A 26,217-nucleotide genomic window follows, 5' to 3' on the forward strand; every position below is an offset into this window, starting at 1 on the left:
TCCGGCCGCCCTTCGACAGGGCGGTTTTTATTTCCCCAGCAATTCCAGCATCAGCGCGATGCGCGCCTTCACCGGCGTGAGCGCGCCGGCATCGCGCAGCCGGTCGTCCGGCCTGGGCAGGATGCGTCCGTTGGCACATCGCGTGGCACGCAGCACGGCAACACCACGGTCTTGCGCCTTGAGCGCTGCCGCTTCCAGCGCATGGTGCAGCGTGCCGTTGCCGGTCGCAGCCAGAACCAGCCCACGCACAGGCTCGGCGCCCCCAACCTGCAGCAGCGCATCGACGAGCGCACCGCTTGCGCCAGCGTGGCTCATGACGATCTCGACGCGGGGCCACTGACCCACGGCATCCAGGGCTTTCGAGGCCTCGAGCGCGGCACCTTCGGGCCACGCCCTGACACGGCGCACCGCTCCTTCTTCCACGTAGCCGATCGGGCCGGCATCGCCCGAGGCGAAGGCATCGAGCCGATAGGTGTGCACCTTTTGAATATCCACGCCACTGTGGACCGTGCCGGCGCAAACCACCGTCACGCCATGCGCACCGGCCGTTGCCGCCACCACGATGGCGTCACGCACGTTCTGAGGGCCGTCCGGCGCCAGGGCTGTGGCCGGGCGCATCGCGCAGGTCAGCACTACAGGTTTGGCCGACGCAATCACCGAATGCAGGAAGAACGCCGTTTCCTCCAAGGTGTCGGTGCCATGCGTGATCACCACCCCGACCACATCGGGCTGCGCCAGCCAATGCACGCAGCGCTGCGCAAGTTTCTGCCAGATGTCGAGCGACATGTCCTTGCTGTCGACCTGCGCCACCTGCTCCGCCACCAGCGTCACGCCCTCTGGCGCCTCGATGCCGCCCAGCAGGTCGGCCACCCCCACCTGCCCGGCGGTGTAGCCGATGTTGTCGCCGCTGCTGGCCGCCCGGCCGGCAATGGTTCCGCCGGTGCCCAGAACCACCACGCGACGCAACTCGGACAAAGGGGCATTGGCCATGGCTTGTCAACTTCTAAAAACTGGTTAAAAATACAGGCACTGGATAAATAGCCAGTGCCGCAAGGAACCACATATGCAGTTCGCCGTGAAGCTTACAGCCCGCCAGCAGCAGATCCTGGACCTGATCCAGAGCGCCATCGCACGTACCGGTGCGCCGCCAACGCGCGCCGAAATCGCCAACGAGCTGGGGTTCAAGTCGGCCAACGCCGCCGAAGAACACCTGCAGGCGCTCGCCCGCAAGGGTGTGATCGAACTCGTCAGCGGCACCTCGCGCGGCATCCGCCTCAAGGGCGACGCGTTGCGTTCGCTCAACGAAACACGCCATCGCGAAGGCGGCCAGTTCTCGCTCTCGCTGCCCGGCATGGCGCAATTGGCGCTGCCGCTCATCGGTCGCGTCGCAGCCGGCTCGCCCATCTTGGCGCAAGAGCACATCGACCAGACCTACTACGTCGAGAACACGCTGTTCCAGCGCCAGCCCGACTACCTGCTCAAGGTGCGCGGCATGTCGATGCGCGACGCCGGCATCATGGACGGCGACCTGCTCGCCGTGCAGGCCACCAAGGAAGCGCGCAACGGCCAGATCGTGGTGGCGCGCCTTGGCGACGAAGTCACGGTCAAGCGCCTGAAGCGCAACAAGCTGGTGATCGAGCTGCACGCCGAAAACCCCGACTACCCGACCATCATCGTCCAGCCCGGCGAACCTTTCGAAATCGAAGGCCTCGCTGTCGGACTCATCCGCAACACCATGCTGATGTAGGCCGCACGGCCTGCTTGCAGCAGCACCCCATCCGGCCGCAACAGGTGGCGGGCGTATGGCGCGAAGTCGCCATCACCCTGTCGCGGCCGATTCAAGAAATCCTGCCTGTGTTCAACCTCATATTTTTTTGGAGTTCACATGGGAATCGCCCTCCTCGCCATCGCTGATTTCTGGATGCCGCTGCAATCGCTCGCCAGCCGCCTGATGCCGGCTCGCCGCCCTCACCGGCTGGACAAGCTCGACCACAGCGAAACCTCGGCCGGGCTGCGCTACGTCGCAGTGCGTCCCGCCTGCACCACCCGGTCTGCCAACGCCGCCACGTCGCCAACGGCAGCCGCCGCACCGGCACGCCCGCTGCGCGTGGTTCGCGTGATTGACCGGCAGGGCTCACAACGCACCAACAACCGTGTCGTGATCTCGGGCCGCATGGCCGATGTGTGCGCAGAACTCGACCGACTGGCGGCGCTCGAAACGGCGGAAATCATGGCCACCGCCCCCCGTTCGGCACACCTGCACTGAGCCCGAACACCCCTGCGAAAGCCTTCTGGGGTGGGTATCCAAACGTTCACAGGCGCGACATCCCAATGCTGCGAGGCACAATGGCACGCCATGAACATTGTGATCCTCGACGACTACCAGGACGCCGTGCGCAAATTGCGCTGTGCCGCCAAGCTGGACGCGTACGCGGCCAAGGTCTACACCAACACGGTCAAAGGCATCGGACAACTCTCGGTTCGCCTCAAGGATGCCGACGTGATCGTGCTGATCCGAGAGCGCAGCCAGATTTCGCGCCAGCTGATCGAAAAGCTGCCCAAGCTCAAGCTCATTTCGCAAACCGGACGGGTCGGTGGCCACATCGACGTCACGGCCTGCACCGAGCGGGGCGTTGCGGTGGCCGAAGGCACTGGCTCCCCCCAGGCGCCTGCAGAGCTCACATGGGCTCTGATCATGGCGGCCATGCGCCGACTGCCGCAGTACATCAGCAACCTCAAGCACGGGGCGTGGCAGCAATCGGGGCTCAAGTCGGCCTCGATGCCACCCAACTTCGGGCTCGGCTCGGTGCTCAAGGGCAAGACGCTCTGCATCTGGGGCTATGGCCGCATCGGCCAACTGGTCGCGCGCTACGGGCAGGCATTCGGCATGCAGGTCGTGATCTGGGGCCGCGAAGCGAGCTGCGCCAAGGCCCGATCCGACGGCTTTCAGGTGGCGCAGAACCGCCACGAATTCTTTGCCCAGGCCGACGTGCTGTCGGTGCATCTGCGGCTGAACGAAGAAACCAACGGCCTCATCACGCTGGAAGACCTCTCGCGCATGAAGCCGACGGCGCTGTTCGTCAACACCTCCCGCGCCGAGCTGGTCGAAGCCGATGCCCTGCTTGCCGCGCTCAATCGCGGGCGCCCGGGCCTGGCGGCCATCGACGTGTTCGAGAGCGAGCCGCCGCTGCAAGGCCATGCCCTGCTGCGGCTGGAAAACTGCATCTGCACGCCGCACATCGGCTATGTCGAGCAGGAAAGCTACGAGAGCTATTTCGGCCAGGCGTTCGACAACGTCGTGAGCTACATCAACGGCAATCCCACGAACATCGTGAATCCAGGCGCGCTGCAGGTTCGCCGGTGAATTCATGAGTCGGCAGCCCGCGCCGCGGGGCGCGCTCTGGGCGCTGCTGGCCGGCAACTTCGTGATCGGCACGGGCGTGATGGTCGTGCCGGGCACGCTCAATGAAATCAGCACATCTCTCGCCGTCAGTGTCGCAACCGCGGGCCAACTGATCGCGGCCGCGGCAGCGGTGATGTGCATTGGCGCGCCGCTGCTGGCCGCCGCGGTCGCCGGCTGGGACCGCCGGCAGTTGCTGGCCCTGACCCTGCTCTGGTACGCCGCAGGGCACGCACTCTCGGCGCTGATGCCGAGCTTCGGCACCCTGCTGCCAATGCGCATGCTCACGGTGATCGCCCCCGCGATCTTCACGCCACAGGCCGCCGCCTGCGCCGGCATGCTCGTGCCGCCTGAGCAGCGCGGGCGGGCCGTGACCTTCGTCTTTCTGGGCTGGTCGATGGCCTCGGTGCTGGGCCTGCCCATCGGCGCGCTGATCGGCGGCCACCTGGGCTGGCGGATGGCCTTCATGGCGATTGCGGCGCTGAGTATCGTGAGCGCCGCGTCGATCTGGCTCACCCTTCCCCAGGGCATTCGCCCAGCCGCGCTGACGGCCGCCGCGTGGTCGCGCGTGCTGCGCAGTCCGGTGCTGATGGGCATCGTCTCGGTCACGGCGTTGCAAGGGGCCGGCCAGTTCGTGCTCTTCAGCTATTTCGGCCCGATCCTCAAGCAGAGCTTCGGCGCCGATGCCACCACGCTGAGCGTGATGTGGGCGCTGTTCGGCGCCTGCGGCCTGGTGGGCAACATGGTGGTCAGCCGCTTCATCGACCGCATCGGCGCCGGGCGCATGGTGCTGGTCACGACCGTGCTGATTGCACTGAGCCTGCTGCTGTGGCCGCTGGCTTCCACGCTCGCCTGGCTGGCCGTGGTGCTCGTTCCCTGGGGTCTGGGCTGCTTCGCCACCAACTCGGCCCAGCAGGCGCGCCTGGTGGGTCTGGCGCCCGCTCTCGCGCCGGGCTCCGTTGCATTGAACAGTTCGGGCATCTATACCGGTCAGGCGGTGGGCGCGGCCCTGGGCGGCTGGCTGCTGGCCAACGACGCGGCGGCATGGATGAGCTGGGTCGGTTTTGCCCTGATGCTGCTCGCCATCGCCCTCAGCGCGGCCATCGACCGCAGCCACCGTTCGGCCTTGAATCGCGCCTCCGCGTAAAACCCGTCACGCCCTGCCCGCGCGGGATTGCAAAATCGGAGCTTGCCACCGCGCCTCGCCCCCTCCCGGCGCTGCGGCCCGGATACCACTCAACCAGCGAAAATCTTCAACCAATGACAGTGAACTACACCCGAATCGGCGTGATCGGCGCCGGCGCCATGGGTCGCGGCATCGCTCAGATCGCCGCCCAGGCGGGCAGCGAGGTGCTGCTGCTCGACAGCTTTGCCGGCGCCGCCGAGCGCGGCCGCGAAGCCCTCGTCGTCCAATGGAACAAGCTGCACGAGAAGGGCAAGATCGACGCCGCCGCGCGCGATGCCCAGATCGCCCGCGTCAAGGCGGTCGATGCCATCCAGGCCCTGGCCGGCTGCGATCTGGTGATCGAGGCCGTGATCGAAGACCTCGAAGTCAAGCGCAAGCTGTTCCGTGAACTCGAAACCGTGGTGGCACCGACGGCCACGCTGGTCACCAACACCTCGTCGCTCTCGGTCACGGCCATCGCGGCCGGGCTGGCGCGTCCCGAACGCATCGCGGGCTTCCACTTCTTCAACCCCGTGCCGCTCATGAAGGTGGTCGAGGTGGTCGCGGGCTTCAAGACCGCGCCCGAGGTCTGCAAGCAGCTCGCCGGCTACGCGGTGCAGATGGGCCACAGCGCCGTGCAGGCGCAAGACACGCCCGGCTTCATCGTCAACCACGCGGGCCGTGGCTACGGCACCGAGGCGCTGCGAATCGTCGGCGAAGGCGTGGCCGACTTCGCGACCGTCGACCGCATCCTGAAAGACCAGGCGGGCTTTCGCCTTGGCCCCTTCGAGCTGCTGGACCTGACGGCGCTCGACGTGTCGCATCCGGTGATGGAGTCGATCTACCACCAGTATTTCGAGGAACCGCGCTTCCGCCCGAGCGTGATCACTGCGCAGCGCCTGGCTGCCGGCGCACTGGGCCGCAAGACCGGTGAAGGCTTCTACCGCTACACCGACGGCGTGATGCAGCAGACACCCGAGGCCCCCGCACCCGTTGTCGAGGGCACGCCTTCGGTGTGGGTGTCGCCGCGCGCCGCACGCCGTGCCGAGCTGCTGCGCCTGATCAACACGCTGGGCGCGCAGATCGACAGCGGCGCCACGGCCGCCCCGCAATCGCTGATCCTGGTCGCGCCGCTGGGCTTCGACGTGACCACCGTCGCCGCCGTCGAGCGCCTGGACGCCACGCGCACCATCGGCATCGACATGCTGATCGACGACGCCGCCACCAAGCGCCGCGTGCTCGCCACCAACCCCGCCACGCGCCGCGACATCCGCGATGCCGCGCACGCCCTCTTCGCACGCGACGGCAAGGCCGTGAGCGTGATCCGCGACAGCGGCGGCTTCGTCACGCAGCGCGTGATCGGCACCATCGTCAACATCGCCACCGACATGTGCCAGCAGCGCGTGTGCTCGCCGGCCGACCTCGAAACGGCCGTGCAACTGGGCCTGGGTTATCCCCGCGGCCCGCTGGCCATGGGCAACCTCTACGGCCCGACCAACATGCTCGAAGTGCTGTTCAACCTGCAGACCGTGTACGGCGATCCGCGCTATCGCCCGAGCCCGTGGCTGCGCCGCCGCGGCGCCCTGGGCCTGAGCCTGCTGCACGAAGAAGAATAAGAAACCAACAACCGACCGACTGGAAACGCGACACAGCGATGACCGCCGAACTCAAGAGCACCAGCGAGGGCAGCACCATGGTGCTGACCATCGCCAACCCGACCCAGCGCAATGCACTGGGCCCCGAGATCTACGCCGCAGGCATCGAGGCGCTCAACGGCGCCGAGGGCAGCAGCGAGATCCGCAGCGTCGTCATCGTGGGCGAAGGCGCATGGTTCTGCGCTGGCGGCTCGCTGCAGCGGCTGCTGGCCAACCGCCAGCTCGACCGCTCGGTGCAGGCCGAGAGCATCGAGGGCCTGCACAACTGGATCGACTCGATCCGCACCTTCCCCAAGCCGATCATCGCGGCGGTCGAAGGCGCGGCGGCGGGCGCGGGCTTCTCGCTCGCGCTGGCCTGCGACTTCGTGGTGGCCGCGCGTGACGCGGTCTTCGCGGCCTCGTACAGCAACGTGGCGCTGTCGCCCGACGGCGGCCTGAGCTGGCACCTGGGGCAGCAACTGCCGCGCCAGTTGGCCAGCGAATGGCTCATGAACGGCGAGCGCATCGGCGCACCGCGCCTGCATGCAGCAGGGCTGGTGAACGAGCTGACCGAGAACGGCCAGGCGCTCGCGGGCGCCCTGGCGCTGGCCGGCAAGCTCAACGCACGCGCGCCGAACTCGCTGGCCAGCATCAAGGAGCTGCTGAGCGAGGCGCACGGCGCCACGCTGGCCTCGCAGCTTTCGCAGGAGCGCGACCACTTCGTGCGCAACCTGCACCACGCGAACGCGGGCATCGGCATCGCCGCGTTCCTCGACAAGAAACCGCCGCAATACGAGTAACGCCTGACGGCGTCGCTCCCGTGACACCCTTCAGCTTTTCAGTCGCCGAGAGGACAGACCAATGGACGACCCCATTCTTACTATCGAAGAACGTGAAGCGATCAACAGTGGTCGCTGGTTTTCTTCCCTATCTCCATCGCTACGGCACGACATCCTCCGATGTGCTTTCGTCAAACGCTACAAGGACGGCGACCTGATCGCTGCCCGCGGCGACCCGCCCGACCACTGGATTGCCTGCGCCAAGGGCGCGGTGCGCGTCAGCTCGACGGCCGTCTCGGGCAAGCAGGTGACGCTGACCTACGTGGAGCCGGGCATCTGGTTCGGCGACGTGGCGATGTTCGACGGGGACCGGCGCACACACGACACCTACTCGCACGGGGACAGCACCATTCTTTGCGTGGCGCGTGCGGACTTCCAGAAGATCCTCGCCTCGCATGTGGAGCTGTACGAAGCACTGATGCGGCTGCAGGCACGCCGCATCCGCACATTGTTCGGGCTGGTGGAAGACCTCAACACCCTGCCCCTGCGGGCACGGCTGGCCAAGCAGCTCATTCATCTGGTGCGCAGCTACGGCGTGCCCAACCTGGAAGACGGCAGCCAGATGCGCATCGGCCTGCAACTGGCGCAGGAAGAACTCGCGCAGTTGCTCGGCGCTTCGCGCCAGCGGGTCAACCAGGAACTCAAGACCATGGAGCGCGAGGGCACGATCCGGATCGAGCCGGGCGGCCTCGTCGTTTCGGATCGCGCGGCCTTGATGCGCGTGTCGGAAGCAGAAAGCTAGAAAGCTGAAATGAGCCAGGACTTCTCCAACTTCATCGGCACCCGCGCCGTTTCGCAACAGCACGCTTTCGACGTCGATGCGCTCTCCGCCTGGCTCGAAAAAAATCTCGATGGTTTCAAGGGACCGCTGACGGTCGAGATGTTCAAGGGCGGGCAGTCGAACCCGACCTACAAGCTCCTCACGCCCTCGCAGAGCTACGTGATGCGCGCCAAGCCGGGCCCGGTCGCCAAGCTGCTGCCCTCGGCCCATGCAGTGGAACGCGAGTTCAAGGTCATGCGCGGCCTCGCCGGCACCGACGTGCCGGTGCCGCGCATGCACTGCCTGTGCGAAGACGAAGCCATCATCGGCCGCGCCTTCTACGTCATGGAGTTCATGCAGGGCCGCGTGCTGTGGGACCAGTCGCTGCCCGGCATGAGCAATGCCGAGCGCGCAGCCCACTACGACGAAATGAACCGCGTGATCTCGGCGCTGCACACCGTCGACTTCGCCGCCCGCGGCCTGGCCGACTACGGCAAGCCCGGCAACTACTTCGAGCGCCAGATCGGCCGCTGGAGCAAGCAGTACAAAGCTTCGGCGGATGGCGCCAGCGAACTGTCGCAGCCCATCGAGGCCATGGAGCGGCTGATCGACTGGCTGCCCGCCCACATGCCGGCGAGCGCACGCGACGAAAGCAAGGTGTCGATCGTCCATGGCGACTACCGCCTGGACAACGTGATGTTCCACGCCACCGAGCCGCGCATCATCGCGGTGCTCGACTGGGAACTCTCCACGCTGGGCCATCCGCTGGCCGACTTCAGCTACCACTGCATGTCGTGGCACATGCCGCCCACCACCGGGCGCGGCATCGGCGGCGTGGATGTCGCCTCGCTGGGCATTCCCACCGAGAGCGAATACATCCGCCGCTATTGCGAACGCACCCGCATCAGCACGCCCGAGGCGCTGGCGCCCGACTGGAATTTCTACCAGGCCTACAACCTGTTTCGCATGGCCGCGATCCTGCAAGGCATTGCCAAGCGGGTCGAGGCCGGTACCGCATCTAGCGAGCAAGCCGTGGCTTCGGCCCGTGGCGCGCGTCCGATGGCCGAAATGGCCTGGCAGTTTGCCCAAAAGGCATGAGCCGCAGGGCCGCCCCAAGGCGAATACCGCAGCCGAAGGCGAAGGTTACTCAGTAAACCGCCCCTACACCCACCAGGAGACGAAGATGGATTTCGAATACTCGGCCAAAACCAAAGATCTGCAGAAACGCGTCAAGGCGTTCATGGATGAAAACATCTACCCGGCCGAAGCCGAGTACAGCGCCGAGCTGGCCGCCAACACGGTCGCGGGCAAGCGCTGGACCGCGCTGAAGACGGTCGAGAAGGTCAAGGACAAAGCCAAGGCCCAGGGCCTGTGGAACCTGTTCCTGCCGGTCGACAGCGCCTCGGCTTCCGGCTACGCCGGTGCCGGCCTGACCAACCAGGAATACGCACCGCTGGCCGAGATCATGGGTGCGGTGCCGTGGGCGAGCGAAGCCTTCAACTGCTCGGCGCCCGACACCGGCAACATGGAAACCATCGCGCGCTATGGCTCGGAAGAGATCAAGGCACGCTGGCTCAAGCCGCTGCTCGAAGGCCAGATCCGCTCGGCCTTCGCGATGACCGAACCCGAAGTGGCCTCGAGCGACGCCACCAACATCTCGACGCGCATCGAACGCCAGGGCGACGAGTACGTGATCAACGGCCACAAGTGGTGGATCTCCGGCGCGGCCGATCCGCGCTGCGCGGTGTACATCACCATGGGCAAGACCGACCCCGACGCGCCCCGCCATTCACAACAGAGCATGGTCATCGTGCCGGCGGACGCCAAGGGCATCCGCATCGTGCGCCCGCTCAACGTGATGGGCTACGACGATGCGCCGCACGGCCACGTCGAGATGTACTTCGAGAACGTGCGCGTGCCGGTGGGCAACATCCTGCTCGGCGAAGGCCGCGGTTTCGAGATCGCCCAGGGTCGCCTTGGCCCGGGACGCATCCACCATTGCATGCGCCTGATCGGTCTGGCCGAGCGCGCGTTGGAGCTGATGTGCAAGCGCGCCTCGTCGCGCGTGGCCTTCGGCAAGACCGTCGCCTCGCAGACCGTGACGCAGGAACGCATCGCCGAAGCACGCTGCAAGATCGACATGGCGCGCCTGCTCACGCTCAAGGCCGCATGGCTGATGGACGTGGCCGGCAACAAGGTCGCCAAGAACGAGATCGCGATGATCAAGGTGGTGGCACCGACCATGGCCTGCCAGGTGATCGACTGGGCCATGCAAGTTCACGGTGGCGGCGGCATGTGCGACGACTTCCCGCTGGCCAACGCCTACGCCCATGCGCGCACGCTGCGTTTTGCGGACGGCCCGGACGAGGTGCACCGCAACGCGATTGCCAAGTGGGAGCTGGGCAGGTACTCGGCCGACAAGACCGAAGCCGACATGCCTGTCACTCGCTTCTGATCTGTCTTACCCACTCTCCCCTCGGGGAGAGGCTTGGGGTGAGGGCCGACAGCGATGAACTCGCCTCGGCCCTTTTTATTTTCAGAGCTTCTTCTGCAGGAAGACCGCGCTGCCGAAGGCGGGATCGAGCTGGTAGTTGGTGAAGCCTTCACGCTCGTAGGTGCGCAGCGCGGGCGCGTTGCCCGACAGCACTTCAAGCGTGAGCTTGCAGGCACCACGCCTGCGCGCTTCCTGCTCCACCTGCGCGAACATCTTCTGTGCCACGCGCTGGCCGCGATGGCTGGGCAGCACGACCACGTCGTGCACATTCACCAGCGGCTGGCAGGCGAAGGTCGAGAAGCCTTCGATGCAGTTGACGAGGCCCACGGGTGTGTCGCCGTCGAAGGCCAGCACGCTGAAGGCTTGCGGGCGTGCTGCGAGTGCGGCAGGCAGCTTCTCGCGCACGGCTGCATCGAGCGGCGTGCCGCCGCCGACGGGGTCGCTCGCATAGGCATTGAGCAAATCGACCACGGCCGCGGCCTGCACCGCATCGCGGTAGTTCGCCACCAGGGTTTCGATGTTGCTCATTGCGCCGGCTCCAGCGTTGCGGCGAGGCGCTGCGCGCAAGACAGCGATTGCTTTGCATCGCGCGCCTCGACCATCACACGCACCAGCGGCTCGGTGCCGCTCGCACGGATCAGCACGCGGCCGGCATCGCCAAGCTCGGCCTCGATGCGCTGCGTTTCGCTGGCGAGCGCCTTGTTGTCTTTCCAGTTCTGGCCGGGCGCCAGGCGCACGTTGATCAGGGTCTGCGGGAACAGCGTGACGCCTTCGAGCAGTTGCGCCACCGTCTTGCCGCTGCGCACGCAGGCCTGCAGCACCTGCAGCGCGCTCACGATGCCGTCGCCTGTGGTGTGGCGGTCGAGCGCGAGCAAGTGGCCCGAGCCTTCGCCGCCGAGCAGCCAGCCGCGCTTGTCCAACTCTTCGAGCACATAGCGGTCGCCGACCTTGGCACGCACGAACTCGATGCCCTGCCCGCGCAACGCCACTTCGACGGCCTTGTTGGTCATCAGCGTGCCGACCACGCCTGCCGGCTTTTCACCGCGCGCGATACGCTCGGCCACCATCAGGTAAAGCAACTCGTCGCCATTGAACAGGCGGCCGCTGGCATCGACCAATTGCAGGCGGTCGGCGTCACCGTCGAGTGCGATGCCGTAGTCGGCCTTCTGCGCCGTCACTGCGGCGACCAGCGCTTCGGGATGCGTCGCGCCGAAGCCCTTGTTGATGTTGAGTCCGTCCGGGGCGCAGCCGATGCTGGTGACTTCCGCGCCCAGCTCGTGGAACACGTTGGGCGCCACCTGGTAGGCCGCACCATGCGCCGCGTCGACCACCAGCTTCATGTTGCGCAGCGAGAGATCGTTGGCGAAAGTGCTCTTGCAGAACTCGATGTAGCGGCCGGACGCATCGTCCAGTCGCCGGGCCTTGCCGAGGTTGACGGAGTCCACCCACACCGGCGCTTCTTCCAGCGCGGCTTCGACGGCCAGCTCCCAGGCGTCGTCGAGCTTGGTGCCTTGCGCGCTGAAGAACTTGATGCCGTTGTCGGGAAAGGCGTTGTGGCTGGCGCTGATCACCACGCCGAGGCTCGCGCGCTGGGCGCGTGTGAGGTACGCCACGCCGGGCGTGGGCAGCGGGCCCAGCAGCACCACGTCGACACCGGCCGAATTGAAGCCCGATTCGAGCGCCGATTCGAGCATGTAGCCGGAAATGCGGGTGTCCTTGCCGATCAGCACCCGGGGCCGGGACTCGGTTTTCTTGAGCACGCGGCCCACGGCATGCGCAAGGCGCAGCACGAAGTCGGGTGTGATGGGCGCCTGGCCGACGGTGCCGCGGATGCCGTCGGTGCCGAAATATTTGCGGGTCATGGTGATGGTGTTCGTTCTTGTGTTTGTTGTGACTCTTGCGCCCTCATGGCGCGCCATACCGCGACGGCAGCGACCGTGTCGCGCACATCGTGCACGCGCACCACAGCCGCGCCCCGCTCGACGGCGAGCAGTGCCGCAGCCACGCTGGGTGCGATGCGCTCATTCGCCGCTTCGATCCCGGTGACGGCGCCGATGGACGACTTGCGCGACCAGCCCAGCAGCAGCGGATAGCCGCCTTCGAGCAGTTCGCCTTGTCGCGCGAGCAGCGCGAAATTCTGCGCCACGGTCTTGCCGAAGCCAACGCCCGGATCGAGCGTGATGCGCGAGGGATCGATGCGCAGCGCGCGAAGCCGTGCCACCTGCTCGGCCCAGAACGACAGCACCTCGGGGATCACGTCGCCATCCATGGGCGTGGCCTGCATGGTCTGCGGATCGCGGTGCATGTGCATCAGGCAGATGCCGCACGAACGGTGCGCGGCAACGGCTTCCAGCGCGCCCGGTTGGCGCAGCGCCCAGATGTCGTTGACGATGTCCGCGCCCAGGTCGAGCACCGCGCGCATGACTTCGGGCTTGTAGGTGTCGATGGACAGCGGCGCGTTCAGCTTCACGGCCTCGCGCACCACGGGCAGCACGCGCGCCAGTTCCGCATCGAGGGGGACTGCCGGGCTGCCGGGGCGGGTCGATTCGCCGCCGATGTCGAGGATGTCCGCGCCCTCCTTCAGCAACTGCTCGCAATGCTTCAGCGCGGTGCCGGTGGAAGCGTGCGCACCACCGTCCGAAAAGGAATCGGGCGTGACGTTGACGATGCCCATCACACGCGGCTGTGCAAGGTCGATTGCGAAGCGCGAGGTCTGCCAGACCGCGTTCGACGGCGCACCATGGAAAACGGGGCCAGAGGCCCCGTTGTTGCTTGATATCAAGCCCACCTCAAGCGGCGGTCGGCGCCGGGTCGGTATTGACGGCCGGCGTGCCGCCACTGCCACCGCTGCCCGAAGGAGGGGTGCGCGGCGTCCAGTCCTTGGGCGGACGCGGTGCGCGGCCAGCCATGATGTCGTCGAGCTGCTCGGAGTCGATGGTTTCCCATTCGAGCAGCGCCTTCGCCATCGCGTGCATCTTGTCGCTGTTCGCTTCGATCAGGCCACGCGCCAGGGCGTATTGCTCGTCGATGATGCGGCGCACTTCGCCGTCGACCTTTTCCATGGTCTGTTCGCTCATGGTCGTGGTCTTGGTGACCGAGCGGCCCAGGAACACTTCGCCTTCGTTCTCGGCGTAGACCATCGGGCCCAGCGCGTCGGTCATGCCGTAGCGCGTGACCATGTCGCGGGCAATGGAAGTCGCACGCTCAAAGTCGTTGCTGGCACCGGTGGTCATCTGGTGCATGAACACTTCTTCAGCAATACGGCCACCGAACAGCATGCTGATCTGGTTGAGCATGTATTCGCGGTCGTAGCTGTAGCGGTCTTGCGCCGGCAGGCTCATGGTCACGCCAAGGGCACGGCCACGCGGAATGATCGTGACCTTGTGGACCGGGTCGCACTTGGGCAGCAGCTTGCCGATGAGGGCGTGGCCGGACTCGTGGTACGCCGTGTTGCGGCGTTCTTCCTCGGGCATGACCATGCTCTTGCGCTCGGGGCCCATGAAGATCTTGTCCTTGGCCTTCTCGAAGTCCTGCATTTCAACGACGCGCGCATTGCGGCGTGCTGCCATCAGGGCGGCTTCATTGCAAAGGTTGGCCAGGTCGGCGCCAGACATGCCGGGCGTGCCGCGGGCAATCACGCTCGGGTTCACGTCCTGGCCCAGCGGGACCTTGCGCATGTGCACGCCGAGGATCTGTTCGCGGCCACGGATGTCGGGCAGCGTGACATACACCTGACGGTCGAAACGGCCGGGGCGCAGCAGCGCGGCGTCCAGGATGTCCGGGCGGTTGGTGGCAGCCACCACGATCACGCCGAGGTTGGTTTCAAAACCGTCCATCTCGACCAGCATCTGGTTCAAGGTTTGTTCGCGTTCGTCATTGCCGCCGCCGAGACCGGCACCGCGCTGACGACCCACCGCATCGATTTCGTCGATGAAGATGATGCAAGGCGCGTTCTTCTTGGCGTTCTCGAACATGTCGCGGACACGGGCAGCGCCCACGCCGACGAACATTTCAACGAAGTCGGAACCCGAGATCGAGAAGAACGGCACCTTGGCTTCGCCGGCGATCGACTTGGCCAGCAAGGTCTTGCCGGTACCCGGAGGGCCGACCAGCAGCAGACCGCGCGGAATACGGCCACCGAGCTTCTGGAAGCGCTGCGGGTCTTTCAGGAAGTCGACCACTTCACGGACTTCTTCTTTCGCCTCGTCGCAGCCCGCGACGTCGGCGAAGGTCACCGTGTTGTTGTTCTCGTCCATCATGCGGGCCTTGCTTTTGCCGAAGCTGAACGCCCCGCCCTTGCCGCCGCCCTGCATCTGGCGCATGAAGTAGATCCAGACGCCGATCAGCAGCAGCATCGGGCCCCAGCTGACCAGCAGCGTCATGAGCAGCGAGCCCTCTTCGCGCGGCTTGACGTCGAACTTGACGTTGTGGTCGATCAGGTCGCCCACGAGGCCGCGGTCAAGGACCGTGGCCGTCGTACGAATCTTGCGGTCGTCATTGGTGACAGCGATGATCTCGCCGCCGCCGGCGCCCTCGGGGATGACGGCACTTTTGATCTGGTTGTTCCGGACCTGGTCAAGGAACTCGGAGTAGCTGACTGCTCCTGAGCCGACGCCACCGCGGGTGTCGAACTGCTTGAACACAGTGAACAACACCATGGCAATGACGAGCCATACGGCAACTTTGGAAAACCACTGATTGTTCAAACGAAGCTCCAGTCGAAAGCGCGTGACGAGAATGTGAAATACGCGCTGTGAGTACGCAATTGCGCCCCATTTTAGGCTTTTCAAGCTGCGAAAAGCGGGCATTTCCCTAAAGCAGCCATAGGCTGACAGGGGTTTGCGCCCTGAGCGCACGCCCCTGCAGCAAGGTATCAAGGCGTATCTGTGGCCTTTAAGCCCATGCCGACCAGGAAAGTCTCGGACGATTTATCCCGCGACGCCTTGGGTTTGAACGGCTTGACAGTGCGGAAACTGGCCTTGAAGAGCTTCACCGATTCGTCATATCCGCTGCCATGAAAGAGCTTGGCCACCAACGCCCCTTCGGGCTTCAGATGGTGCTGGGCGAAGTCGATCGCAAGCTCGATCAGGTGCGCAATGCGGGCACCATCGGCCGAATGGATGCCCGACAGGTTGGGCGCCATGTCCGACACCACAACATCGGCCTTCCGGCCGGCCAGCACGCTCAGGACCTGCTCCAGCAGCTCTGCCTCGCGGAAATCCCCCTGCAGGAAGGTCACGCCCTCGATCGGGTCCATCGGCAGCATGTCGAGCGCGATGATGGTGCCGTTCAGCTCGCCGGCCGCGGCGCCTCCGGGCGACATGCGCCGCCGCAGGTACTGGCTCCAGGCCCCGGGCGTGGAGCCCAGGTCGACCACAAGTTGGCCCGGTTTGATCAATCCGAGTGACTCGTCGATCTCCTTGAGCTTGTAGGCAGCGCGTGCGCGGTACCCCTCTCGCGTGGCCAATTTCACGTACGGATCATTGATGTGATCGTGAAGCCAGGCTTTATTGACTTTTTTGCTTTTTGCTTTAGTGCTCATGAGGTGCTTATCTACCCTCGATAATACGGGGATGCCCGCCATTCAACTTACCCCTGCCGAGCGCAAGGTGCACCGCGCCGAAGCTCACCACCTGGATCCGATCGTCATGGTCGGTGGAGACGGGCTCACCCCTGCCGTGAAAAAAGAGGCGGATGCCGCCCTGAAGGCCCACGGCCTGATCAAGGTGCGCGTGTTCTCCGACGACCGTCTCGCCCGCGACGCCATGCTGCAAGAACTCGCCAACGAGCTCGACGCCGCCCCCATCCAGCACATCGGCAAGCTGCTGGTGCTCTGGCGCCCGATTCCCGAAAAGGAAAAAGCGGTCGATGAAGACCGCATGCCCGGCCCGCGCGACGTCAAGATCCTGAAGTACAGCAAGCGCGGCGGCCAACGCCCCGAAATCAAGACCCTGCGCGTGCTCGGCAACCAGCGTCTCACGCCTGGCGGCACCATCAAGCGCGCCAAGGCCAAGCGGCCGTTGTCGGCCAAGAAGCGCAACCAGGCAGATTGAGCTTGGCGGCGGTTCAAGGCGCACAGCGCCACATCCTCTGCATGAAGTGGGGCACGAAGTACGGCCCCGAATACGTCAACCGGCTCTACGCGATGGTCCGCCGCAATCTCAGCGGCGACTTCAAGTTCGTGTGCCTGACCGACGATGGCAACGGCATTCGCCCCGAGGTGACGTGCCTGCCGATTCCCCCACTCAACCTGCAACTTGCTCCTGGGCAGCGCGACGGTGCCTGGAAGAAGCTCACGACCTTCGAGCAGGACCTGCATGGACTGCGCGGCACGGCCCTGTTCCTCGATGTCGATGTGGTCGTCGTTGGCAGCCTGGATGCCTTCTTCGAGCAGCCCGGTGAATTCCTGATCATTCACGACTACGCCCGCCCCTGGCGCAGTCAGCGGATCAGGGGAAATTCATCGGTCTACCGCTTCGAGCTGGGCGCCCATGCCGATGTGCTGGCGTACTTTCGCGCCAACATGGACAAAGTCCAGGCCGACTACCGCAACGAGCAGACCTACCTCTCGGACGTGCTGCACAAACAAGGCAAGCTCGCCTATTGGCCCGACGCCTGGTGCCCGAGTTTCAAGTACCACGGCATCCCGACCTGGCCAACCAACTACTGGGAAGAGCCCTTCGTGCCCGAAGGCGCACGCATCATGGTGTTCCATGGCGAGTGCAATCCGCCCGATGCATTGGCTGGCCGGCGCAACCGCGCCTTCCGCTACATCCGACCGGCACGCTGGGTCGCGAAGTTCTGGAAAGAATGACGAGATGAGCGAGCGGCTGGCGACCTCAAAGGTCGCAGCCCTTCTTCAGCGCGGCGCGCGAGCGCCCATGCGCCAGAGCAGCACACCGGCGCACAGCCACTGCACGAGGTACATGCCGCTGCCCACGGCGTGCCACAGCTTGAGGTTCTCGCGCGCAAGAATGCGCGGCGCCACGGCGTACTGCTGAAGCAGCGCCAAAAGCAAAGCCCCAAGGATCAGGAAGATGGCCGTCAACGCGGGGCCATCCATGCGCTCATCCGCTTTGGCACGGAAGTGGATCAGCAGGATCAGCCCACAGGCAATCGCAATCCAGCTTTGCGCCTCGAACAACTGACCGGCGAAGTTGCCAGCCACCGAAGGGTTGCCGAGCCTGGCGAACAGCATCGGCACCACCAGAAAGCCGATCGTGGTGAGGCTGCCCCACCAGAAGGCGGCCAGCATCAGCGCAACACGGTCTTTCATCCTGGAACTCAGATGTAGCGAACCGCGACGATCTCGTAGCGCTTCAGGCCGCCGGGCGCCTGCACTTCGGCCGTGTCGCCCTCTTCCTTGCCGATCAGCGCGCGCGCGATCGGGCTGGAGATGTTGATGAGGCCCAGCTTCAGGTCGGCTTCGTCTTCGCCGACGATCTGGTATTTCACCGCTTCGCCGCTCTCTTCTTCTTCGAGTTCGACGGTCGAGCCGAAGACCACCTTGCCACCGGCATCGAGTTCGGTCGGATCGATGATCTGCGCAGCCGAGAGCTTGCCTTCGACTTCCTGGATTCGGCCTTCGATGAAGCCCTGGCGGTCTTTCGCGACTTCGTATTCGGCGTTTTCGCTCAGGTCGCCCTGCGCGCGCGCTTCCGAGATGGCGTTGATGACCCAGGGACGGTCCACCGTCTTGAGTTGATGCAGTTCGGCACGCAGTTTTTCAGCGCCGCGCTTGGTGACAGGGATGGTGGCCATGTTGTTGGTTCTCCATAAAGCGAAACCGCCGAACGCTGCCGTTCGGCGGTCGATGAGGGACAAGATCAGACGAGTGTGCGTCCGGTCAGCCGGCTCAGGATGGCGAGCGGGCTCGAGTCGGGATTGTATTGCTTCGACGCAGCCAGATGAAGCGTCTGCTCGAGCATGTACTGGCCCGCCATCACGGCGTGCGAGGTCTGGTCGGAGAAGCACACCCACACGGAGCCGGGCGGGAACTTGGCCGTCTCTTGCGGCGAGCTTTCCTGGTAGCCCATGTCCGACTTCATGCCGTCGTGCAGTTGCAGCATCAGGTGGTCGTACTCGCTGCGGAACGACTTGGTCACGCGCAGCGCGCGCAGCAGCTTGGCCTGCCAGCGCACATAGGGCTTGGCGCGCGGCAGGAAGCGTCTGGCGATGTCCTCGAAGGGCTCACCCACACGCCACACGCGCGGTGCGCCTTCGGGATTGACGTTGGTGAACACACGCAGGATGCGCTCGCCGTAGTTGGGCCGCGACGGGAAGGCGTCAACGTGCAGTCGCCTGTCGTCCGCCCGCCAGGACTGCACGCGCGTCTCGACCTGCGCAGGCCGGTAGCTCGTGGGCGCGAGGCGCAGGGCCGGCGTGTAGTGCGGCAGCAGGCCATGAATGAGCTGTTGCGCCTGCGCGCGAAACCGCCCCACCATCGCGGCCGCCGTACGCTGCACTGCCTCGTCACCAACGGCGCCCTTGAGCTTGCCGTTGGCATCGAGGCTGATGTTGCGAACGTCGGGCGACAGCAGGCTGGGCGTCAGCAGGCTGCGCTCTTCAGGCAACAGCTCGAAGCCCAACCGCGGAAAGAACAGCACCTTGCCCGCTTCCAGCTCCGCGATCCACGCCTTGTTGGGCGTGGCCGCGTTCCAGTCGCTCAGGTCCAGTTCGACGAGCTGGGTTTCCATGACGCTGCGGCTCAGGCAGCCGCCAGTTGCGCGTGCATCTCCTGCACCGAGATCACGCCAAGCTCGTCCATGAAGCCCATGCCTTCGACCGCGGCTTCGGCACCGAAGATCGTGGTGAAGGTGGTCACGCGGGCCAACAGCGCCGAGGTGCGGATCTGCCGGGAATCGGTGATCGCGTTGCGGCGCTCTTCCACCGTGTTGATGACCAGGGCAATCTCGTTGTTCTTGATCATGTCCACGATGTGCGGGCGGCCTTCGGTGACCTTGTTCACCGTCGCACACTCGATGCCTGCCGCGCTGATGGCTGCGGCCGTGCCCTTGGTGGCGGTCAGCACGAAGCCCAGCTTGACCAGGCCGCGCGCCACTTCCACGGCACGCGCCTTGTCGTTGTTTTTCACCGAGATGAAGACCTTGCCCGACTTCGGCAGCAGCGTGCCCGCGCCGATCTGCGACTTCACGAAGGCTTCGCCGAAGGTCTTGCCCACGCCCATCACTTCGCCGGTCGACTTCATCTCAGGGCCGAGGATGGTATCCACGCCCGGGAACTTGACGAACGGGAACACGGCTTCCTTCACGCTGAAGTACGGCGGCGTGACTTCCTTCGTCACGCCTTGCGACGCGAGCGACTGGCCCGCCATGCAGCGGGCCGCCACCTTGGCGAGCTGGATGCCGGTCGCCTTGCTCACGTAAGGCACGGTGCGCGAAGCACGCGGGTTCACTTCGAGCACATAGATGACGTCCTTGCCATCTTTTTGCTGGATCGCGAACTGCACGTTCATCAGGCCGACCACGTTCAGTGCCTTCGCCATGGCAGCGCTCTGGCGCTTCAGTTCGGCGATGGTGTCGGCGTTCAGGCTGTAGGGCGGCAGCGAGCAGGCAGAGTCGCCCGAGTGCACGCCGGCCTGTTCGATGTGTTCCATCACGCCGCCGATCAGCGTGCCGCCTTCGGCGTCGCGGATGCAGTCGACGTCGCATTCCACTGCGTCGTTCAGGAAGCGGTCGAGCAGCACCGGCGAGTCGTTGCTGACCTTGACCGCTTCACGCATGTAGCGCTCGAGGTCGCGCTGCTCGTGCACGATCTCCATCGCACGGCCGCCCAGCACGTAGCTCGGACGCACCACCAGCGGATAGCCGAGGGCCGCAGCCTTTTCGAGCGCTTCGGGTTCGGTGCGCGCCGTGGCATTCGGCGGCTGGCGCAGGCCCAGCTCATGCAGCAGCTTCTGGAAGCGCTCACGGTCTTCGGCCGCGTCGATCATGTCGGGCGAGGTGCCGATGATCGGGACGCCGTTGGCTTCGAGGTCGAGCGCGAGCTTCAACGGCGTCTGGCCGCCGTACTGCACGATCACGCCGAGTGGCTTTTCCTTGTCGACGATCTCGAGCACGTCTTCGAGCGTCAGCGGCTCGAAGTACAGGCGGTCGGAGGTGTCGTAGTCGGTCGAGACGGTCTCGGGGTTGCAGTTGACCATGATGGTCTCGTAGCCGTCTTCGCGCATGGCGAGCGCGGCGTGCACGCAGCAGTAGTCGAACTCGATGCCTTGGCCGATGCGGTTGGGACCGCCGCCGAGCACCATGATCTTCTTCTTGTCCGTCGGATCGGCTTCGCACTCGTCTTCATAGGTCGAGTACATGTAGGCCGTGTTGGTCGCGAACTCGGCCGCGCAGGTGTCGACGCGCTTGTAGACCGGGCGCACACCGAGAGCGCGGCGCTTTTCGCGGATCGCGGTGTCGGTGGTCTTAAGCTGGCGCGCGAGGCGGCGGTCGGAGAAGCCCTTCTTCTTCAGCGCGAGCAGCGTGTCCTTGTCGATGTCGTCGAGCGACTTGGTTTCCAGTTCGAGTTCGATCTTCACGATCTCTTCGATCTGCACCAGGAACCACGGATCGATCTTGGTCAGCGCAAACACTTCGTCCACGCTCAGGCCCATGGCGAAGGCATCGCCCACGTACCAGATGCGCTCGGGGCCGGGCTCGCCCAATTCCTTTTCGAGCACTTCGCGGTCTTGCGTCTTCTCGTTCAGACCGTCGACGCCCACTTCAAGGCCGCGCAGTGCCTTCTGGAACGACTCCTGGAAGGTGCGGCCCATGGCCATCACTTCGCCCACCGACTTCATCTGCGTCGTGAGACGCGAGTCGGCCTGCGGGAATTTCTCGAACGCGAAACGCGGAATCTTGGTGACCACGTAGTCGATCGACGGTTCGAACGATGCCGGCGTGGCGCCGCCGGTGATTTCGTTGCGCAGTTCGTCGAGCGTGTAGCCCACGGCCAGCTTGGCCGCGACCTTGGCGATCGGGAAACCCGTGGCCTTGGAGGCCAACGCCGAAGAACGCGACACGCGCGGGTTCATCTCGATGACGACCATGCGGCCGTCCTTCGGGTTGATGGAAAACTGCACGTTCGAGCCGCCGGTGTCCACGCCGATCTCGCGCAGCACGGCCAGCGAGGCGTTGCGCAGGATCTGGTATTCCTTGTCGGACAGCGTCTGCGCAGGTGCCACGGTGATCGAGTCCCCGGTGTGCACGCCCATCGGGTCGAGGTTTTCGATCGAGCAGACGATGATGCAGTTGTCAGCCTTGTCGCGCACGACTTCCATCTCGTACTCTTTCCAGCCGAGCAGCGATTCTTCGATCAGCAGCTCATTGGTGGGCGAGGCTTCGATGCCGCGCTTGCAGATGGTCTCGAATTCGTCGGGGTTGTAGGCAATGCCGCCGCCGGTGCCGCCGAGTGTGAAGCTGGGACGGATGACGGTCGGGAAACCGAGCGTCTTCTGCACGGCCCAGGCTTCGTCCATCGTGTGCGCGATACCCGAGCGCGCCGAACCGAGACCGATCTTGGTCATCGCGTCCTTGAACTTCAGGCGGTCCTCGGCCTTGTCGATGGCTTCAGGGGTGGCGCCGATCAGCTCGACCGGCTTGTTGGTGGCCGCGCCCGTGTACTTGTCGAGCACGCCGTTGCGCCACAGGTCCAGCGCGCAGTTCAGCGCGGTCTGGCCGCCCATGGTCGGCAGGATCGCGTCGGGGCGTTCCTTGGCGATGATTTTTTCGACCGTCTGCCAGGTGATGGGCTCGATGTAGGTGACGTCGGCCGTGGCCGGGTCGGTCATGATCGTTGCAGGGTTGCTGTTGATCAGAATGACCTTGTAGCCCTCTTCGCGCAGCGCCTTGCAGGCTTGCACGCCGGAGTAGTCGAACTCGCAGGCTTGGCCGATGATGATCGGGCCGGCGCCGATGATGAGGATCGATTTGAGGTCTGTACGCTTAGGCATTCTCTTTCTCCGTCTTTTCCGTCTTGTTCTTTTCCATGAGTGCCGTGAAGCGATCGAACAAATAGCCGATGTCGTGCGGGCCCGGCGAGGCTTCCGGGTGGCCCTGGAAGCAGAACGCGGGCTTGTCGGTGCGGGCCAAGCCCTGCAGCGTGTTGTCGAACAGGCTGATGTGGGTCGGGCGCAGGTTGGCCGGCAGCGACTTCTCGTCGACCGCGAAGCCATGGTTCTGGCTGGTGATGCTCACGCGGCCGTTGTCCAGGTCCTTCACCGGATGATTCGCACCGTGGTGGCCGAACTTCATCTTGAAGGTCTTCGCACCCGAGGCCAGCGCCATGATCTGGTGGCCCAGGCAGATGCCGAAAGTGGGAATGCCGGTCTCGATCAGTTCCTTGACGGCGCTGATGGCGTAGTCGCAGGGCTCCGGGTCGCCGGGGCCGTTGGCCAGGAAGATGCCATCGGGCTTGAGCTTGAGCACGTCGGCTGCGGGCGTTTGGGCCGGCACGACGGTGATACGTGCGCCGCGCTGCGCGATCATGCGCAGGATGTTCTTCTTGACGCCGTAGTCGAAGGCGACGACGTGGAACTTCGGCGTGATCTGCACGCCGTAGCCCGCACCGAGCTTCCACTCGGTTTCGGTCCATTCGTAGGTTTGCGTGACCGACACCACCTTGGCAAGGTCGAGGCCGGACATGCTCGGCGCGGCCTTGGCGGCGGCGATGGCCTTGTCGATCAGCGCCTGCGTCACAGCTTCGCCTGCGGCCAGGCCCAGGATGCAGCCGTTCTGCGCGCCATGGGTTCGCAGGTGGCGCGTGAGCTTGCGGGTGTCGATGTTCGCGATAGCCACCGTCTTGCCGGCCACGAGGTATTCGCTCAGCGTGGCGGTCTTGCGAAAGTTGGAAGCGACGAGGGGCAGGTCCTTGATGATCAGGCCCGCGGCATGGATCTTGTCGGCTTCGATGTCTTCCCCGTTGACGCCGTAGTTGCCGATGTGCGGATACGTCAAGGTGACGATCTGCTGGCAGTAGCTCGGGTCGGTGAGGATTTCCTGGTAACCGGTCATGGCGGTGTTGAACACCACTTCACCGGTCGTGGAGCCGGCGGCTCCGATCGAATTGCCTTGAAAGACCGTGCCGTCTGCGAGCGCCAGGATGGCGGGCGGGAAGTTTCCCTTGAGAGACAAAAGCACTGGGTTCTCCGAATGGTTACGGTCGCCCGGAGCCCCAGGCGCGTTGCCTGCGGACTGCTGCTTAAGGGGATTTTGGCGTGAAAGGCGGCCGGGCGACGCTATTGCGAGTAAGCCCCCGATTGTAGCCCGGACTGCGGCCCTATCCGGCTTGAAGGGCCGCTCCGCTTGCGTGCAGGCAGATGGCGGCGGCTGCAGCCACGTTCAGCGACTCCTCGCCGCCGGGCTGGGCAATGCGGATGTGGTGCGTTGCGCGGGCCTCCAGGGCCGGCGAAACGCCCTGCCCTTCGTGGCCCATCAGCCAGGCGCAGGGGTGCGGCAAGTGGGCCTTGTGCAGCCACTCGCCGTGGTGCGAGCTGGTCGCCACGAGCGGCACCTTCAGCCCGTCGAGCAGGTCGGCCTCGACGCCCTCGATCAGGCGCAAACCGAAATGAGCGCCCATGCCGGCGCGCAGTACCTTCGGCGCCCACAGTGCAGCCGTGCCCTTGAGCGCGATCACCTGGGTGAAGCCGAAAGCGGCTGCGCTGCGCAGGATGGAGCCGGCATTGCCGGCGTCCTGCAAGCGGTCGAGCACCACGCTTGGCGCGTCGGGAATCAGCTCCGGACGTGTCGGCAGATCCAGCACGAAGCCCATGGGTGCGGGCGACTCCAGGCCGCTGACGCCGCGCAGCAGATCGTCGCTGATCACTACGATTTTGATAGCGCCATTCACCCATTCGGCGTGCGCTTTGGCCCAGAAAGACTCTGAAAACACAGCGATGGCCGGCTTCACGCCGCGCGCCAACGCTGCCCGGCACAGATGGTCCCCTTCAAGCCAGATGCGGCCCAGCTTGCGGTAGGCACCCGGGTCCTGAGCCAGCTTGCGCAAATCCTTGAGCAGAGGGTTGTCGCGCGAGCTGATGTGGCTGGCGCCGGCTTCGGATGTCATTGGGGGTTCAAGATGCAGCGCGCAGATCGAGGCGCACAGGCTCGGAGGCTCCGATGACCATTGCGGCTGACGCGCCCCCCACCGGCACCACGACAACGCTCGTGGCCGCCGCAGCAGTGCGTGCCAGCGCCGCAGCCACCGGGCTGAACGACTTGCGGTGGTGCACGCAGGCCCCGTGGCGCTTCAGCGCTTCCAGGTGTTCGGGCGTGCCGTAGCCCTTGTGGCCGGCAAAGCCGTAGTGCGGGAATTCGGTATGCAGTTGCTCGCACAGCCGGTCACGGTGCACCTTGGCCAGGATCGACGCGGCAGAGATCGCCTTGACCAGCGAGTCGCCCTTGACGATGGCTTCAGCCAGCACATCGAGCGTCGGCAGGCGGTTGCCGTCGACCAGCACCTTCGCCGGCTTCAGGCGCAGCCCTTCGACCGCGCGGCGCATCGCGAGCATCGTGGCCTGCAGGATGTTGTGGGTGTCGATTTCCTCGACCGTGGCGTGCGCGATCGAGCAGCACAGGGCCTTGGCCAGGATCTGGTCGTGCAGGCGCTCGCGCTGCAGGGCCGTGAGGGTCTTGGAGTCGGCGAGGCCACGGATCGGCCGCAGGTCGTCGAGGATCACGGCCGCAGCCACCACCGGGCCGGCCAGGGGGCCGCGCCCCGCCTCATCGACGCCCGCGAGCAGGCCTGGCGCGTCCCACACCAGCGGGGCCTGCTCAGCCTTCAAGAACTTTCTGGATCGCATCGGCGCAAAGTGTCGGCGTATCGCGCTGCAATTGCACGTGCAGCTCGGAAAATCTTTGTTGCAGCGCCTGCGTCTTTTCGGGCGCGTCCAGCCAGGCCAGCGTGGCTTGGGCCAGCGCCTCCGGCGTGGCGGCCTCCTGCAGCAGCTCGGGCACCACGAATTCGCGGCACAGGATGTTGGGCAGACCGACCCACGGCTGCAGTTGCTTGCGCTGCATCAGGCGCCACGAGAGCGCGTTCATGTTGTACGCAATGACCATCGGCCGCTTGAACAGCGCGGCTTCGAGGGTCGCCGTGCCACTGGCGATCAGCGTGACGTCGCAAGCGGCCAGCGCGGCGTGCGACTGGCCATCGAGCAGCTTCACACGGCCGGTCATGCCGCTGGCCTGCAGCATCGCTTCAACCTCGGTGCGCAGCCCCGGCAGGATGGGCGCCACGAACTGGAGCGCGGGCCGCGCCTTCTGCATCAGCGCCGCGGCGGCGAAGAACCGCGCGGCCAGGTAGCGCACTTCCGAGCGGCGGCTGCCGGGCAGCAGCGCAACGACCTGTGCGTCGGGCGCCAGGCCCAGCGCGGCGCGCGCGCCGGCACGGTCGGGGGTCATCGGAATCACGTTGGCCAGGGGATGGCCCACATAACTGGCAGCCACGCCATGCTCTTCCAGCAGCGCGGGCTCGAACGGAAAGATGCACAGCACGTGGTCGGCCGCGGCCCGGATCTTCTCGATGCGGTCCGCGCGCCAGGCCCAGATCGACGGGCAAACGAAATGCACGGTCTTCATGCCGCGGCTGCGCAGCCCGGCTTCGAGGTCGAGATTGAAATCGGGCGCGTCGACGCCGATGAACAGTTCAGGCCATTCGCGCAGCAGCCGGGCCTTGAGCTGGCGGCGGATGCCCGCGATCTCGGCGTAGTGGCGCAGCACCTCGATATAGCCGCGAACCGCGAGCTTTTCCTGCGGCCACCAGCTCTGGAAACCATGGGCCAGCATGCGGGGACCGCCGATGCCGGCGGTCTGCAGTGCGGGCCATCGGGCATGGAGACCATCGAGCAACAGACCGGCGAGCAGGTCGCCGGAGGCTTCTCCAGCGACCAGCGCGAAGCGTCGCTGTGCGTCCGTCTGCATCG

25 protein-coding genes are annotated in these 26,217 nt (G+C 65.5%); 11 read left to right on the forward strand and 14 right to left on the reverse strand.

All coding sequences use genetic code 11. The features are described from left to right. Positions 1 to 27 precede the first annotated feature (27 nt). Positions 28 to 990 (reverse strand): asparaginase, encoded by a 963-nt coding sequence (locus H7F35_RS32395; protein WP_187110572.1) that lies wholly within the window; start codon positions 988 to 990, stop codon positions 28 to 30. A 73-nt stretch (positions 991 to 1,063) separates the two neighbouring features. Between H7F35_RS32395 and lexA the strand changes: the two genes are divergently transcribed. The 9 genes from lexA (at position 1,064) to H7F35_RS32440 (ending at position 10,253) form a co-directional block, all read left to right on the forward strand. Beyond that, positions 1,064 to 1,747: a transcriptional repressor LexA gene (lexA, locus tag H7F35_RS32400; protein WP_187110573.1), complete on the forward strand. Its 684-nt coding sequence runs from the start codon at positions 1,064 to 1,066 to the stop codon at positions 1,745 to 1,747. A gap of 138 nt (positions 1,748 to 1,885) precedes the next feature. Beyond that, positions 1,886 to 2,266 carry a hypothetical protein gene (locus H7F35_RS32405; protein WP_187110574.1) on the forward strand — a complete coding sequence of 127 codons (381 nt, stop codon included), beginning with the start codon at positions 1,886 to 1,888 and terminating at the stop codon, positions 2,264 to 2,266. Positions 2,267 to 2,356: 90 nt separating this feature from the next. Next, positions 2,357 to 3,364 (forward strand): D-2-hydroxyacid dehydrogenase family protein, encoded by a 1,008-nt coding sequence (locus H7F35_RS32410; RefSeq protein WP_124462567.1) that lies wholly within the window; start codon positions 2,357 to 2,359, stop codon positions 3,362 to 3,364. 4 nt (positions 3,365 to 3,368) lie between these two features. After that, positions 3,369 to 4,547 (forward strand): MFS transporter, encoded by a 1,179-nt coding sequence (locus tag H7F35_RS32415; RefSeq protein WP_187110575.1) that lies wholly within the window; start codon positions 3,369 to 3,371, stop codon positions 4,545 to 4,547. A gap of 113 nt (positions 4,548 to 4,660) precedes the next feature. Further along, on the forward strand, positions 4,661 to 6,181 hold the full coding sequence (locus H7F35_RS32420; protein WP_187110576.1) for a 3-hydroxyacyl-CoA dehydrogenase: 1,521 nt from the start codon (positions 4,661 to 4,663) through the stop codon (positions 6,179 to 6,181). A gap of 38 nt (positions 6,182 to 6,219) precedes the next feature. Next, positions 6,220 to 6,999, forward strand: a complete 780-nt coding sequence (locus H7F35_RS32425; protein WP_187110577.1) for an oxepin-CoA hydrolase, alternative type — start codon at positions 6,220 to 6,222, stop codon at positions 6,997 to 6,999. Between the two features lie 61 nt (positions 7,000 to 7,060). After that, positions 7,061 to 7,780: a Crp/Fnr family transcriptional regulator gene (locus H7F35_RS32430; RefSeq protein ID WP_187110578.1), complete on the forward strand. Its 720-nt coding sequence runs from the start codon at positions 7,061 to 7,063 to the stop codon at positions 7,778 to 7,780. Between the two features lie 9 nt (positions 7,781 to 7,789). Beyond that, the gene (locus tag H7F35_RS32435) at positions 7,790 to 8,896 is read left to right on the forward strand and encodes a phosphotransferase (RefSeq protein ID WP_187110579.1); all 1,107 of its coding nucleotides are present in this window, start codon (positions 7,790 to 7,792) and stop codon (positions 8,894 to 8,896) included. Positions 8,897 to 8,981: 85 nt separating this feature from the next. Further along, positions 8,982 to 10,253, forward strand: coding sequence for an acyl-CoA dehydrogenase family protein (locus H7F35_RS32440; RefSeq protein ID WP_187110580.1), 1,272 nt, complete (start codon positions 8,982 to 8,984; stop codon positions 10,251 to 10,253). 81 nt (positions 10,254 to 10,334) lie between these two features. Here the strand turns inward: H7F35_RS32440 and H7F35_RS32445 are convergent, their stop codons facing one another. The 5 genes from H7F35_RS32445 to H7F35_RS32465 form a co-directional block, all read right to left on the reverse strand. After that, positions 10,335 to 10,820, reverse strand: coding sequence for a GNAT family N-acetyltransferase (locus tag H7F35_RS32445; RefSeq protein WP_187110581.1), 486 nt, complete (start codon positions 10,818 to 10,820; stop codon positions 10,335 to 10,337). Further along, the gene (glmM, locus tag H7F35_RS32450) at positions 10,817 to 12,154 is read right to left on the reverse strand and encodes a phosphoglucosamine mutase (protein WP_187110582.1); all 1,338 of its coding nucleotides are present in this window, start codon (positions 12,152 to 12,154) and stop codon (positions 10,817 to 10,819) included. The genes H7F35_RS32445 and glmM overlap by 4 nt, the downstream gene beginning before the upstream one ends. After that, entirely contained in the window at positions 12,151 to 12,966 is an 816-nt protein-coding gene (folP, locus tag H7F35_RS32455; RefSeq protein ID WP_187114492.1) for a dihydropteroate synthase, read from the reverse strand. The genes glmM and folP overlap by 4 nt, the downstream gene beginning before the upstream one ends. 115 nt (positions 12,967 to 13,081) lie before the next feature. Continuing rightward, positions 13,082 to 14,998, reverse strand: coding sequence for an ATP-dependent zinc metalloprotease FtsH (ftsH, locus tag H7F35_RS32460; RefSeq protein WP_187110583.1), 1,917 nt, complete (start codon positions 14,996 to 14,998; stop codon positions 13,082 to 13,084). 167 nt (positions 14,999 to 15,165) lie between these two features. Next, the gene (locus H7F35_RS32465) at positions 15,166 to 15,834 is read right to left on the reverse strand and encodes an RlmE family RNA methyltransferase (RefSeq protein WP_187110584.1); all 669 of its coding nucleotides are present in this window, start codon (positions 15,832 to 15,834) and stop codon (positions 15,166 to 15,168) included. 31 nt (positions 15,835 to 15,865) lie between these two features. Here H7F35_RS32465 and H7F35_RS32470 point away from each other — a divergent pair, with 31 nt between their 5' ends. Both H7F35_RS32470 and H7F35_RS32475 read left to right on the forward strand, forming a co-directional pair. Continuing rightward, positions 15,866 to 16,345, forward strand: coding sequence for a YhbY family RNA-binding protein (locus H7F35_RS32470; RefSeq protein WP_187110585.1), 480 nt, complete (start codon positions 15,866 to 15,868; stop codon positions 16,343 to 16,345). A gap of 2 nt (positions 16,346 to 16,347) precedes the next feature. After that, complete coding sequence (locus H7F35_RS32475; RefSeq protein ID WP_187110586.1) at positions 16,348 to 17,106, forward strand: glycosyltransferase; 759 nt, start codon at positions 16,348 to 16,350, stop codon at positions 17,104 to 17,106. Between the two features lie 45 nt (positions 17,107 to 17,151). Here H7F35_RS32475 and H7F35_RS32480 read toward each other — a convergent pair whose 3' ends face one another. The 8 genes from H7F35_RS32480 to lpxB form a co-directional block, all read right to left on the reverse strand. Continuing rightward, positions 17,152 to 17,568 carry a DUF4149 domain-containing protein gene (locus H7F35_RS32480; protein ID WP_187110587.1) on the reverse strand — a complete coding sequence of 139 codons (417 nt, stop codon included), beginning with the start codon at positions 17,566 to 17,568 and terminating at the stop codon, positions 17,152 to 17,154. An 8-nt stretch (positions 17,569 to 17,576) separates the two neighbouring features. Beyond that, positions 17,577 to 18,053, reverse strand: coding sequence for a transcription elongation factor GreA (gene greA / locus H7F35_RS32485; RefSeq protein WP_187110588.1), 477 nt, complete (start codon positions 18,051 to 18,053; stop codon positions 17,577 to 17,579). Positions 18,054 to 18,118: 65 nt separating this feature from the next. Next, positions 18,119 to 18,988, reverse strand: coding sequence for a Kdo hydroxylase family protein (locus H7F35_RS32490; protein WP_187110589.1), 870 nt, complete (start codon positions 18,986 to 18,988; stop codon positions 18,119 to 18,121). A gap of 11 nt (positions 18,989 to 18,999) precedes the next feature. Next, positions 19,000 to 22,248 carry a carbamoyl-phosphate synthase large subunit gene (gene carB / locus H7F35_RS32495; protein ID WP_187110590.1) on the reverse strand — a complete coding sequence of 1,083 codons (3,249 nt, stop codon included), beginning with the start codon at positions 22,246 to 22,248 and terminating at the stop codon, positions 19,000 to 19,002. After that, a complete protein-coding gene (gene carA / locus H7F35_RS32500; protein WP_187110591.1) occupies positions 22,241 to 23,434 on the reverse strand; it encodes a glutamine-hydrolyzing carbamoyl-phosphate synthase small subunit in 1,194 nt (397 codons plus the stop codon). The genes carB and carA overlap by 8 nt, the downstream gene beginning before the upstream one ends. A gap of 139 nt (positions 23,435 to 23,573) precedes the next feature. Continuing rightward, on the reverse strand, positions 23,574 to 24,359 hold the full coding sequence (locus H7F35_RS32505) for a TrmH family RNA methyltransferase (RefSeq protein WP_187110592.1): 786 nt from the start codon (positions 24,357 to 24,359) through the stop codon (positions 23,574 to 23,576). Between the two features lie 7 nt (positions 24,360 to 24,366). Further along, positions 24,367 to 25,095: a ribonuclease HII gene (gene rnhB, locus H7F35_RS32510; protein ID WP_187110593.1), complete on the reverse strand. Its 729-nt coding sequence runs from the start codon at positions 25,093 to 25,095 to the stop codon at positions 24,367 to 24,369. Continuing rightward, the gene (gene lpxB / locus H7F35_RS32515) at positions 25,067 to 26,215 is read right to left on the reverse strand and encodes a lipid-A-disaccharide synthase (RefSeq protein WP_187110594.1); all 1,149 of its coding nucleotides are present in this window, start codon (positions 26,213 to 26,215) and stop codon (positions 25,067 to 25,069) included. Before lpxB ends, rnhB begins: the two co-directional genes overlap by 29 nt. Positions 26,216 to 26,217: the final 2 nt, after the last annotated feature.

It is taken from the genome of Variovorax sp. PAMC26660, from assembly GCF_014302995.1.
GTDB lineage: Bacteria > Pseudomonadota > Gammaproteobacteria > Burkholderiales > Burkholderiaceae_C > Variovorax.